Annotated in this window: 19 protein-coding genes; 11 read left to right on the plus strand and 8 right to left on the minus strand. The window is 39.1% G+C overall.

Annotated elements, in window-relative coordinates; all coding sequences use genetic code 11:
* From ACTHJT_RS11895 to ACTHJT_RS11910, 4 genes are all read left to right on the plus strand, one after another.
* Positions 1-1,251, plus strand: a 1,251-nt coding sequence (locus ACTHJT_RS11895) for a tetratricopeptide repeat protein (protein WP_440238428.1), incomplete at its 5' end; no start/stop codon positions are given.
* A 2-nt stretch (positions 1,252-1,253) separates the two neighbouring features.
* Positions 1,254-2,024, plus strand: coding sequence for a phosphosulfolactate synthase (locus tag ACTHJT_RS11900; RefSeq protein WP_440238430.1), 771 nt, complete (start codon positions 1,254-1,256; stop codon positions 2,022-2,024).
* Positions 2,025-2,030: 6 nt separating this feature from the next.
* Positions 2,031-2,684: a DedA family protein gene (locus ACTHJT_RS11905; protein ID WP_440238432.1), complete on the plus strand. Its 654-nt coding sequence runs from the start codon at positions 2,031-2,033 to the stop codon at positions 2,682-2,684.
* A gap of 72 nt (positions 2,685-2,756) precedes the next feature.
* Complete coding sequence (locus tag ACTHJT_RS11910) at positions 2,757-3,494, plus strand: shikimate dehydrogenase family protein (protein ID WP_440238434.1); 738 nt, start codon at positions 2,757-2,759, stop codon at positions 3,492-3,494.
* 1 nt (position 3,495) lies between these two features.
* On the opposite strand, the gene ACTHJT_RS11915 is transcribed toward ACTHJT_RS11910, so the two are convergent.
* The 7 genes from ACTHJT_RS11915 to ACTHJT_RS11945 all read right to left on the minus strand — a co-directional run bounded on the left by ACTHJT_RS11915 (position 3,496) and on the right by ACTHJT_RS11945 (position 10,645).
* The gene (locus tag ACTHJT_RS11915) at positions 3,496-4,188 is read right to left on the minus strand and encodes a hypothetical protein (protein ID WP_440238436.1); all 693 of its coding nucleotides are present in this window, start codon (positions 4,186-4,188) and stop codon (positions 3,496-3,498) included.
* 7 nt (positions 4,189-4,195) lie between these two features.
* Complete coding sequence (locus ACTHJT_RS11920; protein ID WP_440238438.1) at positions 4,196-4,783, minus strand: DUF1572 domain-containing protein; 588 nt, start codon at positions 4,781-4,783, stop codon at positions 4,196-4,198.
* A 144-nt stretch (positions 4,784-4,927) separates the two neighbouring features.
* Entirely contained in the window at positions 4,928-7,210 is a 2,283-nt protein-coding gene (locus ACTHJT_RS11925; protein WP_440238440.1) for a cation:proton antiporter, read from the minus strand.
* Positions 7,211-7,787: 577 nt separating this feature from the next.
* The gene (locus tag ACTHJT_RS11930) at positions 7,788-8,540 is read right to left on the minus strand and encodes a hypothetical protein (protein ID WP_440238442.1); all 753 of its coding nucleotides are present in this window, start codon (positions 8,538-8,540) and stop codon (positions 7,788-7,790) included.
* Positions 8,541-8,948: 408 nt separating this feature from the next.
* Complete coding sequence (locus tag ACTHJT_RS11935) at positions 8,949-9,353, minus strand: hypothetical protein (protein ID WP_440238444.1); 405 nt, start codon at positions 9,351-9,353, stop codon at positions 8,949-8,951.
* A gap of 23 nt (positions 9,354-9,376) precedes the next feature.
* Complete coding sequence (locus ACTHJT_RS11940) at positions 9,377-9,763, minus strand: hypothetical protein (RefSeq protein ID WP_440238446.1); 387 nt, start codon at positions 9,761-9,763, stop codon at positions 9,377-9,379.
* Between the two features lie 165 nt (positions 9,764-9,928).
* Positions 9,929-10,645 carry a YebC/PmpR family DNA-binding transcriptional regulator gene (locus ACTHJT_RS11945; protein ID WP_440238448.1) on the minus strand — a complete coding sequence of 239 codons (717 nt, stop codon included), beginning with the start codon at positions 10,643-10,645 and terminating at the stop codon, positions 9,929-9,931.
* 224 nt (positions 10,646-10,869) lie between these two features.
* On the opposite strand from ACTHJT_RS11945, the gene ACTHJT_RS11950 reads away from it, so the two are divergent.
* Together ACTHJT_RS11950 and ACTHJT_RS11955 are read left to right on the plus strand one after the other, a co-directional pair.
* Positions 10,870-11,208 carry a hypothetical protein gene (locus tag ACTHJT_RS11950; RefSeq protein WP_440238450.1) on the plus strand — a complete coding sequence of 113 codons (339 nt, stop codon included), beginning with the start codon at positions 10,870-10,872 and terminating at the stop codon, positions 11,206-11,208.
* A gap of 143 nt (positions 11,209-11,351) precedes the next feature.
* Positions 11,352-11,759, plus strand: a complete 408-nt coding sequence (locus ACTHJT_RS11955) for a DUF6326 family protein (RefSeq protein WP_440238452.1) — start codon at positions 11,352-11,354, stop codon at positions 11,757-11,759.
* 31 nt (positions 11,760-11,790) lie between these two features.
* Here ACTHJT_RS11955 and ACTHJT_RS11960 read toward each other — a convergent pair whose 3' ends face one another.
* Positions 11,791-12,453 (minus strand): DUF6498-containing protein, encoded by a 663-nt coding sequence (locus ACTHJT_RS11960; protein ID WP_440238454.1) that lies wholly within the window; start codon positions 12,451-12,453, stop codon positions 11,791-11,793.
* Between the two features lie 160 nt (positions 12,454-12,613).
* On the opposite strand from ACTHJT_RS11960, the gene ACTHJT_RS11965 reads away from it, so the two are divergent.
* The 5 genes from ACTHJT_RS11965 (at position 12,614) to ACTHJT_RS11985 (ending at position 16,016) form a co-directional block, all read left to right on the plus strand.
* On the plus strand, positions 12,614-13,387 hold the full coding sequence (locus ACTHJT_RS11965) for a hypothetical protein (RefSeq protein WP_440238456.1): 774 nt from the start codon (positions 12,614-12,616) through the stop codon (positions 13,385-13,387).
* 57 nt (positions 13,388-13,444) lie between these two features.
* Positions 13,445-14,239 carry a hypothetical protein gene (locus tag ACTHJT_RS11970; protein WP_440238458.1) on the plus strand — a complete coding sequence of 265 codons (795 nt, stop codon included), beginning with the start codon at positions 13,445-13,447 and terminating at the stop codon, positions 14,237-14,239.
* Positions 14,240-14,307: 68 nt separating this feature from the next.
* Entirely contained in the window at positions 14,308-15,096 is a 789-nt protein-coding gene (locus ACTHJT_RS11975; RefSeq protein WP_440238460.1) for a hypothetical protein, read from the plus strand.
* A 167-nt stretch (positions 15,097-15,263) separates the two neighbouring features.
* Positions 15,264-15,716 (plus strand): OmpA family protein, encoded by a 453-nt coding sequence (locus tag ACTHJT_RS11980; RefSeq protein WP_440238462.1) that lies wholly within the window; start codon positions 15,264-15,266, stop codon positions 15,714-15,716.
* A gap of 27 nt (positions 15,717-15,743) precedes the next feature.
* Positions 15,744-16,016 (plus strand): hypothetical protein, encoded by a 273-nt coding sequence (locus ACTHJT_RS11985; RefSeq protein ID WP_440238464.1) that lies wholly within the window; start codon positions 15,744-15,746, stop codon positions 16,014-16,016.
* Positions 16,017-16,042: the final 26 nt, after the last annotated feature.

Raw genomic sequence — 16,042 nt, forward strand, 5'->3', positions numbered from 1 at the left:
GCCCACAGAGCATGCGACATAGCGATGGAACAGCATCCATACTCTGTTGAGATCATGCTGCTCAAGGTGCAGGTGCTGATGCAGATGACCCAGTTTGAAGAAGCGCTTGAGATACTCGATACCGCACAGCTTTATCAGCCAAACGATACAGATATTCAATTGCTCCGGGCCAACATCATGGCCCAGCAGGACGACTTTGAAGGAGCCATTGAACTGCTGCAGGAAATCATGGACCGCGCCGAAGAAAAAGACGAGATCCATTACCACATGGGTGTGATCTACCAGGACATGGGTAACTTTGAAGATTCCATCAGACACCTGAAAGAAGCGATCCTGCTGAACCCAAAACACGAAGATGCCATCTACGAGCTTTCCTACAGTTTGGAAGTGCTTGACCGTTTGGATGAAAGCGTTGAATTCTTCAAACAACTGATTGAGCTTGATCCCTATTCACATTTCGCCTGGTTCTGTTTGGGTGTTTCCTATTTCAAACAGGAAAAGCTGGACGACGCGCTTGACGCCTATGAATTTGTAATTGCGATCAATGACAAATATTCTTCCGCTTATTATAATATCGGCGAATGTTATGTCTATAAAAACGAATACGAAAAAGCATTGGAGTTTTTCTTCCAGACCATGGACATGGAGGATAAAACCGCGGACGTATTCTACAACATTGGTTTTTGCTACGAACATTTGGGTCAATTACCCAAAGCTATAGAGTTTTACAGAAAAGCATCGAAGGCAGATGCCTATTTCCATGAAGCTTATTACGGCATCGGAAAATGTCTGGAAGCGCAGGATAAATCTTATGAATCCATTCATTTCTTCAAAAGAGCCCTGAAGCTGGATGAGGCAAATGCCGAATATTGGCTGGCAAAAGCAAATGCCGAATATAAGACCGGAAATATTATTTCCAGTCTGGAAGCATTTGAAGAAGCCTGTGTATTAGAGCCTTCGAACCCTGAAATCTGGAAAAACTGGTCGTTTGTACACTACGAAAGCGGAGATCTGGACAAAGCCATTGACCTGATTAATGCCGGAATTGATGAAATGCCTGGCAATGCCGACTTATATTATAGGGCTGTTGCCTATTTAATTACAGCAGGTAGATACAAAGAAGCATTTAATTATCTAGAAAATGCATTAACTTTGAACTTCGACAAGCATACGGTGTTGTTTGAGTTTTTTCCTAAATTGGAAACCCAAAAGGCATTATTCAGAATTATAGATCAATACAGAAATAAATAAAAATGTACCAAAATTTTACCCTTTCAAAGGTTCCTGAGAGAACGACTAAACCACGCGAGTCTGGTTTTACAATGGTGATGGATAAAGGATTAAGTTGCCGCGAAGTGGAAGACATGCTTTCTGTTTCAAGCGACTACATTGATATCGTAAAACTTGGCTGGGCTACCTCTTATGTTACACCAACATTTAAAGAAAAATTAGCCCTTTACAAATCTGCTGGAATCCCTTGTTATCTTGGCGGTACATTATTTGAAGCATTCATTGTGCGAAATCAGTTCGACGATTACAGAAAGCTTTTGGATAAATATGGTTTAGTACATGCGGAAGTTTCTGACGGCTCTATTGAATTGGCCCACGATGAAAAATGCGAATACATTTCCAAGCTTGCCACTCAGGTAACGGTGCTGTCTGAAGTAGGCTCTAAAGATGCTGAAAAGATCATTCCTCCTTCCAAATGGATCAAATTGATGAATACGGAACTTGAAGCAGGTTCATGGAAAGTAATCGGCGAAGCACGCGAAGCGGGTAACGTTGGTTTGTTCCGTTCAACCGGTGAAGTCCGTTCAGGTCTGGTAGAAGATATTTTAAGTGCTGTACCGGTAGATAAAATCATCTGGGAGGCTCCTCAGAAAGAACAGCAGGTATTCTTCGTAAAATTATGCGGCGCAAATGTGAACTTAGGAAACATTGCTCCAAATGAATTGATTCCTCTTGAAACCGTACGCTTAGGTTTGCGCAGCGATACGTTCCACCATTTCATCGACAAGTTGTAGCAGGAAATGGAATTTATTAAGTTTATTCTTGACTGGCTACTGCATATAGGCGACAAGTTGCCTGTATTGGTTGCAGATTACGGCACACTAGTATACATCATCTTATTTCTTGTAATCTTTGCTGAAACAGGGTTGGTTGTTACTCCTTTCCTTCCCGGTGATTCATTGTTGTTTGTGGCAGGCATGATTGTGGCTCAAGGTAGTTTGAATCTATGGCTGTTAATGGCAATACTTATTGTCGGGGCGGTTTTAGGTGACACCGTTAATTATCATATCGGAAAGTTTATCGGTCCTAAAATTTTCACTGATGAGCCAAAAAACTTCTTTATGAAGTTACTGAAGAAAGAACATCTGAATACAGCCCAGGCTTTTTATGAAAAACACGGCGGCAAAACCATCATCATGGCGCGCTTCGTACCAATCGTCCGTACGTTTGCTCCATTTGTGGCAGGTATCAGTAAAATGAACTACTCCCGCTTTATTACTTATAACATCGTTGGCGGTATTGTGTGGGTGGTAGGATTAACACTGGCGGGATATTTCCTAGGTGAATTCGAGATTGTTAAAAAGAATATCGACAAAGCTATATTGGGAATCATATTCATTTCTATACTTCCAATCATAGTAGAGTATTTTCGAAACAAAAAAGCTGCAGTATAAAAGCAGCAGAATCATTACAAGCCCTTTCCGATCGAAAGGGCTTTTTCATTTACGCATACAGTCTGAGTAAAAATGAAAACATACGGTTTAATCGGTTATCGTCTGTCGCATTCTTTTTCAAAAAAATACTTTACCGAAAAATTTCAGCGGGAAGGTATTCAAGACTGTATCTATGAAAACTTTCCATTAGATACCATTCAGGAGTTTTCTGCTTTGCTACGCTCCGACGCCAATCTGCGCGGCTTTAACGTAACCATACCTTATAAGCAGGAGATCATTCCTTTTTTAAACGAGCTTGATCCTGCAGCAAAAGAAATCGGTGCTGTAAATGTGATCCGTGTGATGGATGATGGCAAACTGATCGGTTATAATTCCGATTACTATGGTTTCAAAAATTCCCTGGAAGAATTTATTTCTAAAAATACGGATCATAAAGCGTTGGTGCTTGGCACCGGCGGCGCGGCAAAGGCTGTGGTTACTGCACTTCGCGATTTAGGTATTCCATATAAATATGTATCGCGTACAAAAGGCGAAAATATTTTAAGCTATGATGAACTGAATGCGAAACTGATGGCCAAATACAGCATCATCATCAATACTTCGCCGCTGGGTATGTATCCCGATGTGGATTCCTTTCCGGCAATTCCGTATGAATATTTAACAGATAAACATTATCTGTACGACCTGGTATACAATCCCGAAGAAACGGTGTTTATGAAAAAGGGTCGCGAGCGGGGTGCGCATGTGATGAACGGTTTACCTATGCTGATTGGCCAGGCAGAGAAAGCCTGGGAAATCTGGAATTCGTAACTCATTTCTTCAAATTCTTCATCATAGCACTTATTTGCTTTGCAGTTTTTGGGTATACGATGTTTCCGCAGCCATAACAATATCTAAATTCAAATGGATCAGAACGCACAATCTCAGCAAGCGATGCCAGCTCTTCTATTGGCTTTTTGTCATAGAGCAATAACCCAACCAGGCGTTCATTCGGGTCAAAGTTTAACAGCTGACGTTTAACTGCTGCCGGGGAATAATTGGCTTTATCTGAAAGTGTAAAATATCGTGCACATAAAGGCGTTGGCCCACCGTGCGGTGGACAGGCCCAGCCGAAGTCTTGTTTCAGTCCGAAGATTCCTACGGGTGCTGTTGAATAATCCGGTTTTACCTGATATCTTTCTGTAAAGTATTTTTCGAACTTTTGCAGCAACACCTTGTCTTCATAAGTTGTGTCAAGGGTACAGGGCTCATCAAATAGAGAGCCGTCGTCGAACGCGACTATTTTAAAAATGGTATCATTGAATGCAAATACGTTAAGGTATTTAAAGCTGCAGATAAAAAATTGTGTTGTTAATGTATCATACCGGTATTCAATAGCTATGCTTATATCGGCTTTTATAGAGGAGCCTGGTTTGCCGATGTATTCTGAAAATGGCTTCATTGCTGCACCAGCTGTATGCACCATGAACAGAGTGATCAGTAATATCAAAAAATGTTTTTTCATATCTTATTTAATTGATTTTGTTTTCCTCATCCGGCTTTTTAATATACTCATCGGTAAAATGCTGCCGGCCTTTTTCCTGCGAAAATTTTTCTGCATTATAGGTTGCAGAGTTTCCTTTGGGAATGGATAGTGACTGCCACTTTTCTCCGCACAGCATCTTGCCTAAAAAAACAATTTGTCCTACATGGTACGGGTAGTGTGCCAACTGTCTGTTGATCGCTTCCATCACGGTATGACCCTGGTTGCGGATATAAATGATCTTCTCCAGATCTTCTTCACTTAATTGATTTAATGCATTAAACAAACAGTTCCAGCCCTCGTTCCACTTTGCCAGCAGCGCAGCCCGGCTTTTATTTTCCGTTTCAAATTCCGCATCGCGGTTGCGCCATTCTTTCTCCCCATCGGTGGTAAGAAAGTCTGTCCACCGCGATAGCATATTGCCCCAAAGATGTTTCACAATAATAGCTACGCTGTTGCTGTCTGCATTGTATTGCCAGTACAGCTGTTCATCGCTTAGTTGTGCAAATGTTTTATCCCCCAGTAATTTATAATACTCAAACTGTTTGCGTGCGCTTTCTAAATAATTACCTGCCATAATGCTGCCTGTGATGTTTAGTTAAATTACTTATTTAGAAGGTGGATGTCAAGCACCTCTCCTATTAGGATGTGATGGTCGTTCACAAAAAAACCGGTCGCTGCTGGCAATCGGTTTTTGAAATCTAAAATATTTCTTTGCGTTTTATTTTTCTGTTTTCTCAGCAATGATCAGTGTTGACGGGATATCGGTCAACCATACACTTTTTGTATCGACCAGTTTTTTCCAGCTGTTTAAGCTAATGATCATCACATCCTGGTGTTGTAAGAATGTTTTTTCGATCACCCGTTCGTTTTGCAGCACAATATGGTTTGGTGTACTTTGCTGAATCATTCTGATTTTTTCTATCGCTGCAATGTTGTTTTTTATTTGTCCGGAAGCATCCAGTATAACCACATGCGCGCCACTGTTCTGAATCAGTTTTTGTGCATAGTTGATCAGCGCTACATCCTGCGCTTCAAACACCGGAATAAAAACACGTTCAATCTTTTCAAGATTTTTATCAATCACAATACCAACCGGCACTTGCGTTTTAGCCAATATCAACTTAGTGCTTTCGTCAAAAGGTGAATTGTCGAATAGTTTTTCTTTCCCTGTCACCGTATTCAATAACTTTTCAGGGTTAATGATACGGGTTGTAAAGCCAATCACTTTGCCCAGTAAGCTGCCCTGGAAAATGGATTCTCCCAGGCCAAACAACAACAGGTCGTAATTACCTTTGTTGGCTACATCAGCCGTTTCAATATTAATATCACTGGCTGCTTTGAATAATGTTGTTACTTCCTGGTTCAGCTGCTGTGATTCTTCGATAATAGGTTTGAAGATTTCCTTTTCGTATTCTTCCGTATTGTAGTGATGCAATTCATTGGTTGGTGAAAGGTGCATGGCTGTTAACGAAGACTGATTGGCTGATTTTTTTGTTAAACCATTGGCAAGTTTCAATAAGGTCTTGCCGGATTCGGGAGTAACAAAGGAAAGCAGGATCTTGTATTTGCTGACATCTTTAACTTCTACCGGAATTTCTTTTACTTTGGTTTTAAATGCATAGTTTATAAAAGTAAGGGCCGGTCCGGTCATGACGGTTGTTACCAGGGCCATAATCACCATCATGGTAAATACTTCCGGTGTGAGCACGCCCAGGTCGTAGCCGATATTCAGCACAACCAGTTCCATCAGGCCGCGGGTGTTCATCAGCGCGCCAATGGTAAGACTGTTTTTCCAGCTTTGTCCTACAAATTTTGCTGCCAATGCACTGCCGATAAATTTTCCTGCTACAGCAACCAGAATAATCAGTCCCGTAATCTTCCACAGGTATGGATCATTCAGTAAGCCGATCTGTGTGCGCAGGCCTGTAAACACAAAAAACAGGGGTAATAATAAAACCAGCGCAACATCTTCTACTTTCTCAATGAATATACTGCGGAAGCGTGTATTCTCCGGCATCATGGTGCCGGCCATAAAGGCGCCGAATAAGGCATGAATACCAATCACTTCGGTTGCATACGCCGATAACAGCAGGATAAGCAGGAAGATTGCTACAATCGGTTTGCTTAAATTCTCACGGGTTCCGTGCAGGTCGCCTACACGTTTTAAAAAGGGCTTGATAACAAAGATCATCCCCAATACATACATGAAGGATAAGGCTATGATATAAAATGCACTAACAAATGAGCCTGCCTTAACAATAGCAATTACTGCTGCCAGCACACACCAGGCTGTAAGATCATCTGCGGCTGCACAGGTGATTACAACCGTACCAAGCCGGGTCTTGTGTATGCCCCGCTCCTGTACAATCCGTGCAAGTACCGGAAACGCTGTAACGCTCATGGCGATACCCATGAAAAGCGCAAACGACAAAAACTGGATGCCTTCCGGCGCAAAAGAATGATAGGTGTAATAGGCGAGAATCATCCCCAGCGCGAAAGGAAAGATCATACTTGCATGGCTGATCACAACCGCTTCGTGCGCTTTATTTCTTAAAACTTTCAGGTCCAGTTCCATACCAATGATGAACATGAACAGGATCAAACCGATCTGACTTAAGAACTGCAGGTTGGGTAATGATTTTGCCGGGAACAATGCTTCTGAGAATTCAGGGAAATACATGCCGATCAGGGACGGACCAAGGATGATGCCGGCGGTAATTTCACCGATCACACTTGGCTGCCCTATTTTCTTACACACCCAGCCTAACAGGCGTGCTATAACAATGATTGTTACAATCTGAGCCAAAAGTATTGCCAGCGGGTGCTGCAGGTTGTGCTGCATCGCCGCTATAAATTCCTGCCATTGGTTATTATCGCTTTGGCGTATGATAATGTTCCTGTCCTTTTCAAGGCCGGCACCTATTACCACAATCCAATACATCACTATTGAAAATGCTCCTACGATCCCCAGGTAAAATGCTCCGTCTTTAATTTTTTTCATTATTGTATTCTTAATCGTTTATGCTCAAAAAATGATTTACTAATCAACATGCTGAAAGATCTTTTAGTAAACATGAATTGCCGACATACTAATATAAGCCTTTCTTTTTTTTTGAGGAAATGAATTAGCGTAATTAAAGTCATATAACGAAATCATAATACCGTAAACCGCTGAGATTTGATTTGCCATGATTATGCATTCGCAAAACCGTTTAACGATCAACGCAGGGATTTGATTTTAATTTCCCTTGAATCCTTTTTCAGCCTTGATTGTAGAAAATTATCAATTGAAAATTGTTTCTCACATCGACCCCTTTGGGGTCGTTTAGGTATAGCACAACATATAACCATTTTTTGACTATAACTATTTGCCCCCGCTGGGGTCATAATTTCTCCAGCCCTTTTGTGATACTAAATGCATGAATTTATTTTTATCCTTTTTGAAAAAATAGTATTTATCTGGATTAGATATGAATGCTTGCTCCGCACTAAAATACTTTCCAATAAATTTTCAATAAAAAGAAAAATCCCATCACGCTATTCGCATGATGGGATTTTTTATGTAAGGTGTATAGATATTAGAATCTGTAACCAATACGAACACCAGCAGTTAATGATGGCATCAAGTCAAAAGTACCGCCAGTAGATTTTGTTGTAACTTCAGGTTGTGTTACTCCACCAGTTGTAACTTCAGTTTTTGTTTTGCCGTCTCTCATAGCCATGAAGCCCCAGCCGAATTCAGCACCAAGGTATACTTTATCTACGAAGTAGTAATCAGCACCAGTTACAGCACGTAAGCCAAAACCGAATGAAGAATTATCACCGTTGAAGTTATATCCTTTTCTTGTTTCAGATTCGCCGTCTGTAAAAGTAGATCCATCTGCAGTGTTTTCTCTTTTACCGGAAGCACCCATAAGCTGAAGAGAAAGATCAGCACCTACATAAGTAGAAAGTCTGCCAGTACCAGTGAAGTGTTTTTCAAGACCTGCGTTGATACCCCAGATTGAAGTCATGTTTTTCTGAGAACCTGTACCTGCTGCACCGCCATCAATTTTTGTAGTTTCAACATGCTGAGAAAGGTTAACACCAGCACGAAGAGCTATTTGATCCTGTAAAAAATAACGGAATTTTAATTGTGGAGTACCGAATGTACTTGTCGGAAGGTTTACGAAATCTCCGCCAAATAAACCAAGTTCAGCTAATACGTCACCTTGTACCGGCTTGTATTGTTTTGCAGCTGGGTCTGGTGTAACAGTAGTTACAGATACGTCCTGTGCATTAGAAACAAGCGCTGCTGCTAATAATGATACTGCAATAATAACTTTTTTCATAAAGTAAGTTTTGGTTAGTTAAAAAACATTTTTAAGGTTAACTCATCAAGTTTAGTAAAGATTCATGAATTAAACAAACAGTTTTTGCTTTCACAATTTTTGTATTTCTGCAAAAAAACCGGCAACACTTGTTTTTTTAATCATGATTTTAATCGCGAAACTTTTTTCTTTTGATTCCGTTTAAAGCAATCTTTTTTGATTCCTGTCAGTTTTTTAGCGTTTGTCAGGCAATCACACATGTATGGTATTTCATTTTCCGCCTGCTTAATTATTTATTTCAATTGAATGTGTATGTGGTCATCATGCCTTACTGCCTGACAACCGTAAACCGTATCTGTCTGATTGCAGTTTCAATCAATCAAATTGGGTTCAATAACAATTTGCCAATGACTTTACAGGCAAATAGCATTAACGCGTGAAAAAATAATCATGCAGTTGCTGCACAATAAAACTGTCAATTAAAAACGGCAATGAAATCATTCCTATATACAATGTTCCGGATGCAAGTTTATCATTTATATTTTCCGTCATCTCTGTAAACTCAGGAGTAGGCTTGCCCAGTCGTGCATATATGCTGGTTATAATGAGGTAGAGCATTAAAAATATAAATAACATCTGTGAGCCGAAATAGCTCAGGCTTTTCTTTTCTCTCCACTCAATTATTTCCGGCAGTGTTCCGATTGCCAGCAGCAGTAAAGCAATGGCAAGGTGTTTTAAAAAAACCTTTCTGTATATTAATCTTTCCTGGTCAATGACTGCTGTCCACAATACCGGAATTAAATACAGTATAAATAACAACAGGTCTTTATTCATATAATCAAAAAATCGGTTTCCGTTTATTTGATCCTGTACACTTCTCCCTCCAGGGTTGTTTCAAACAAATTTGAGGAGGTGCGTTGTATATACGAATTTTCTTTGGTTTCCAGGATCACTACGGTAAGCACCATTTCCGGGGGAAAAGTACTTTGAGATGGTTTAGAAACATCTTGTTTCAACTGCAGCGTATAGGTACATGAATCAATCCATGTTACAACCAGTTCAACTTTTGTCTTTTCCCTGGTGTCGTATTCTGTCTGCCGGTTGCCTTTGCGGACAATAATATATTCCTGTCCCTGGTCGCCGATGATTTTAAATTTACCGTTTTTAAATTGCTGGCAATTCTGTTGCTGGCCAAACAAACCAAACGAAACAAACAAACCGATTACTGCTATACATGTTTTCATACCCCCGTATTTTATATGAACTTGTTAAGACAATTTTTAATAGTTGTTTCACCACATATATGTGAGCCGATAATAAAAAAGCTCTCTTATTAATTTAAAGAGAGCTTTTTTATTATCAGTTGTACGGCCAAAATACCGCCGGGGTTTCGGTTTGTTGCAGATGAATTATTCTGTTTCAGCCATGTTGTGGAACACAGCCTGCACATCATCATCTTCTTCAAATTTTTCAAGCAATTTGTAAATTTCTTCCTGCTGCTCTGCTGTCAGTGTCGTTGTTGTATTGGGGATACGCTCTGTTTCAGCGCTGATAACAGTAATATTTCTTTGTTCCAGTTCTTTCTGCATGGTACCGAAATCAACGAAAGCTGTATAAATGAAAATTTCATTTTCGTCTTTCACAATTTCTTCCGCACCAAAATCAATCAGCTCAAGTTCCAGCTCTTCCGGATCCAGGCCGGTACCATCAATTTTAATAACGCCTTTGCGTTCAAACAAAAATTCCAGCGAGCCTGTTTTACCAAGCGTTCCGCCCGAACGTGTAAAATATGAACGAACGTTTGCCACCGTACGTGTATTGTTGTCGGTAGCACACTCCACCACAATCGCAATTCCATAAGGACCATAACCTTCAAATACTACTTCTTCGTAGTCTGATTCGTCTTTGCCAAGAGCTCTTTTGATCGCTGCATCAATTCTGTCTTTCGGCATGTTCAATCCTTTCGCGTTATTTACAGCAGTACGTAAACGTGCGTTGGTTTCTAAATTTCCACCACCTTGTTTGGTAGCCATGGCAATTTCTTTACCTAAACGTGTAAAGGCTTTTGCCATGCGGTCAAATCTTTTTGCTCTTCTTCCTTTTCGAAGTTCGTATGCTCTTCCCATAATATTCAGTTATTGCAATCTTAGTGTTAAAGTTACGTAGATTTCAAGAGGTTATATAGAGAAATATGCATTTTTTCAATGTCCCAACCCTAATCAACGCTACAAAAAATATAAATACAGTTCTTCCGGTCAATATTTCGTTTCCGCCTTTTATATCGAAAACAAGTTATAAATCATTATTTTAGCTGTCTGAATAATACAATTTTAACCTTATATGTCTACTCATGAATTTTGAACACGAACGAGATAGCTTTTTACGATCTTTAAAGAAGACTCCTTTTCCGAAGATCAACAGCAAGCAGGTTGTCATGGAAATGATTGCCAATGGTGTGGCCGCTATCTGCGCGTTTATTGTGTATAAAGTTCTGCAAAATTTTATTGTTGTAAAAAGTGTTAAAAACCTCTGGGGGCTTGCCAACAAAAGAGATAAAATGATGGTTAGCAAAAATACTTTTGAAACGATAAGCAGTATTTTTATTTTCATCATTGTGCTTTTTGTTTTCACCTATGTTGAAGAACTGATTGAGAATTACCTGAAAGAGCGGGAGGACCGGCAGACCTGAAAATGCCTGCAACGTTGACCCTGGTTGCTATAGACCTGTCATTTAAATTTTAGAGTCTTTCGTATAAATTGGAATCAAAAATTTTTTACCTTAGGGTAATTAATAGCTTTGGTACTTTTACTCATATTTTAAATTTTGTTTTTATGGCAGCAGCAGCTTCATCCAGAAAACTTATTCTGTCTACCTTATGGATCTTTGTAACACTGAATTATTTGTATTGTGATGTAATAGGGCTGATGGATGGTTCTTTATTGAAGCAATACCTGAATGGTACTGTAAACGGAATGGTTATATCAGAAAATTTTTTACTTGCAGGCGCTATCCTGATGGAAATTCCAATTGCGATGGTATTATTGTCGAGAATATTACCGCACAAGGCAAACCGTATTGCTAACATTGTTGCCGCTTCTATAAAAACAATTGCCATGATTGCCACATTGTTTATCGGACCAACATCGTATTATATCTTCTTTGCAAGCATTGAAATTGCCACTACGCTGTTTATTATTTGGTACGCCCTGAACTGGACCCGCTCCTACAGTTCATATTAAATCAAATCACGATTAGACCCCTCCTATAATTTTATTGAAATTGTTTATCAATACTATTTCTGGCTGATGATGCCTTGCTGCGTGACCTGATCGCCGACCAATCGAAAAGAAACTTAATTATCAGAAAGGGAACAATTGCCAGCATGGTACTGTAGGCTTCGAGCGAAACAGGTAAAGACCCGAGGCGCCTGGTTGCTACAGCCCACAACAGGATCCCCAGAATAATGGACACATGCAGGGTGATGATTCCGTTCGACATCATAGTGCGGACAAGTTCATTCTCCTGTATGCCCCTGTAACTGTACACATACATTTCTCTGCCGATAAACGAAAGTAAACTTATATTGAAATAAATATTTCTGAATAAAAGTACCTGTGCATTTTTAGCTATGGCATCTGTATTGCCCCATTCAATGACAAAGCCAAAGCATACCACAATAAATACTACATAGAGTGAAAGCATGAAAAATCGCATGCGGATTTTTTCCTTATATGTCAGGCGGTCTTTTATTTCCTTCTTTCTGAAAACGTACCTGAACAGATCGGATAAGGTCTTGATGATTTCATCCCACCAGAAAACATAGATGACATAAAAAATGGTTATTTGTTTTGTTGCAATAGCCACACAGGTCAGTATAGTAAAAAAGACCAATGCTGTGATATCTGCCCAGTAAATACTCTTTGCTTTATTCATCGTTCAGGTTCAGGGGTATTTGCTTTGCCGGTTATCTGATCTCGATACCTTCCCCGCAAAGCCCAAAGATCGAACGCAGAAAAATACCTAAATGTTTTATCCTTTTTAGCAGGAAGTTGCAAACAGAATAATTATTTTTATCCGGTAAACCCCTTCTTTTATGATTAAGTCTTTTTTTATCCTTTTCTTATCCCTGTCCGGCTGTTTGATTTTTTCTTCTTCTGTTTCGGTAGCACCACCAGACCCGGATGATTTTTTAAAATTTTTTCTTGAAACAATAAAGAAAAATGATGTGGAGCTTTATGTAAAGACATTTGAAGTTTCAGATGCAGACCTGGAATGGATGACACAAACTTGTCTTGCCTCTTCGTATATAACCGAAAATCAAAAAGCAAGCACACAGTATGAACTCAGTCAGAAATCCGGAATTAAAGATAAACTGACTACGCAGCTGAGAGAAAATTTTTCCTATATCCAGGAATGGATCAAGCGCGATAGCATTAATGTCAATAATCTTAAACTGGTAAATTTCTTTTATAAACTGGAATTAGAAAAACGTTACCCTTTTTATACCATTGACAGGTCAAGCATGTATCTTAAACACGGAACCCGGTTTTACAAAATAAATATCAATAAAATTGTCTTTTTGAATGGTCACTGGAAATATGGTGAAATACATGGAAGCTCTATCGAGGAAGTTGACAAGGACCTTAACTCCATTTACAATGCCATGGACGATGATTATACAGCAGAACCTGACAATGCGGCTGTCGATACCGTTGTATATGATACCACGATAACTGTTGATCCCGCCTATGATCACAATGCTGGCTTCGCATTAACAGATAAGCAAGCTAAAAAAGCGGCTAAGATTCAAAAGAAAATTGATGCCTTGTATGAACAACGCGATAAAATCATTTACAAACAGCAATAGTAACATCATTCCTCCGCTCCTTTTTAATATATCATTCTCGAAATATTTTCCGCATTTATGGTCAGATCTTTATTCATCCTTTTATTGTCGGGCTTTAGCTGTCTGCTTTTCTCCTCGGCCGTTTCTGTTGAGCCGCCGCCGGATCCGGATGTCTTTTCAAAATTGTTTGTTGGGACCATAAAGAAAAATGACAAAGAGCTTTTCATGAAAACATTTGGATTCACAGAAGCCGATGTAAAATGGATGGTAGATACATGTTTGAAAAATCCATATTTAACCGAAAAAGACAAAGAAGATGTCCGGGAAAAGTCAAAAGACTTAACCTGGTTTTGGACTGATCAAAATGAACGTCTTACAACAAGTTTCAATCGTATACAGACATGGACTCTTTCCGATTCCATTCAGCTGGATGCAATAGAATTTATAGACTTTTATTATAACCTGGGCATTCAAAAAGAAGCTCCGGTTTATATTTTGCATGACACCAATTTATTGATCAAACACGAAACAAAATATTACAAAATCATTTTTGACATAGTCATTTTCATAAACAACCAATGGAAAGTAGGAAAAGTTAAAAAAATCGTCAAGGTTGATCCAAACCAAAAATCTTCGTTTTATAGTGCATCCTTTCCATTTGATATAGGCATTAGATCTGAAGAAATTACTTACGATACAGCTTCAGCAGTTATTGTCGCCGACACGTTATATGCTGATTCGGTTGCTAATTATGATTGGCACACTGAATTGCCGCCGCTTACAGAAAAACAATCTAAAAAGGCCAACAGGATCCAGAAGAAAATCGATGCCTTGTATCTTGAGCAGGTTAAGATTCTTTACAAGGAAGAATAAAATGCTCTTTCCTTCCATCTTATTAAAAACAATGATTACTTTTAACTAAATAAACCCCTGAAATCTTTATGATCAAAACATCTTTTATCGTTTTTGTATCAGGCCTGACCTGTTTCATTTTTTCTTCTCTGGTTACCGTAGCGCCGCCCGATCCGGCAGGTTTTTCAAAATTGTTTGTAGAGACAATAAAGAAAAACAACAAGGACCTTTATATTAAAACATTTGAAATGTCGGATGCGGACTTTGACTGGATACTAAAAACCTGTCTTGCCAACCCGTATTTATCAGAAGAAAAAAAGACCGACTTCAAACAGGAGTTCGGTGATTTGACTAAGATTCACGATAAAATGAATGAGCAGCTTACAGAGAATTTCTCAGCCATTCAAAAATGGATCCAGGAGGATACCATCAATATAAACAATATTGAATTCGTTGATTTCTACTATGATCTGGAATACGACAGACGTGCACCTTTTTATGTACTTGACAATGCAAATTTATTCATCAAGCATGGTACAAAATATTATAAAATCAACATGGACGATGTTGTTTTTGTAAACAACCAATGGAAGTTTGGCGACATTGATCACATAGATGAAGTGGACAAATACCTGGACTATATTTCTACGTACGATGATTATGCTTATGCAGTGGATAGCACTGCTGCTGTTGTTTATGATACAACTGCCGCTTACGCTGTTGATTCTGCCTATGCGGAGCCTGTTTATGAAGAAGAATATTACGACTACGATGAGCCGCAGCTGACAGAAAAACAATCTAAAAAGGTAGCAAAAATTCAAAAGAAAATTGATGCCTTGTATCTTCAGAAAGATAAGATTTACTACTCGGAACAATAAGCTTCCCGACCAGGTAAAAAAACCGGCGCTGAATTCAGCGCCGGTTTTTTTATAACGTTTTTATAACTGATTTACGGGCAAGACAAGGAATTCTGTGGGAGAATTGTCTGGTAACAATTATTTTATCGATATTTAAACCGTTAGCATTAATAAAAAGAAGTTAAGCGATGAAATACCTTTTTGCATTAATCCTTCTTGTAAGCAGTTTGTTTTCTTCACACGCGCAGTCTTTTTTCACACTGCAGGATTCTGCTTTTGTCAAAGGTGCTGTTTTAAGAAAAAGCATTCTTTTCGGTTACGATTCTTTTTCAATCCTTCCGGAGAGCCTGCCTTTTTTAGACAGCCTGACTGTTTTTCTGAATAAAAATAAGCGGTTGCAGATTGAGGTCGGTAATCACTCTGACGAACGCGGCTCTGCTGCTTATTCAAGAAACCTTACTGCCAAAAGAGCTGCAGCAATTGTTGCTTATCTGATTTCAAAAGGTGTAGATGCAAACAGACTTTCAGCCAAAGGTTATAATGCCAGCAAGCCTGTGATTGTACATGCAAAGACTGAAGCTGAGCACCAGCAAAACCGGCGGACGGAATTTATGATCCTGCGTACCGATTATACGTATTAATTTTATCTGAAACAAAACACCGGAAGCATGAAGACATCACTCAAAAAAGCATTCGCATTTTATAAATATGCTGCACTGTTGTTTACAATAATTTATTGGGTATATCTGTTTATCGACGACTGGATTTTTATTGAAAAATATGCTGCAGATATGAGCACGATCCAAAAGCTGGATCATCTGACAGTCTGGTTGATATATTTCGCTGTTTACTTTCTTGGTTTCACATTTTATTTCTGGCTGATTACACTTATATCTATTTTCGTATATCATAAATTGATAACGCGAAAAAAAACCATATGATTTGTAACATCGCAAAAATCTTTTCT

Source organism: Cytophaga sp. (assembly GCF_051961495.1).
Classification (GTDB): domain Bacteria; phylum Bacteroidota; class Bacteroidia; order Cytophagales; family Cytophagaceae; genus Cytophaga.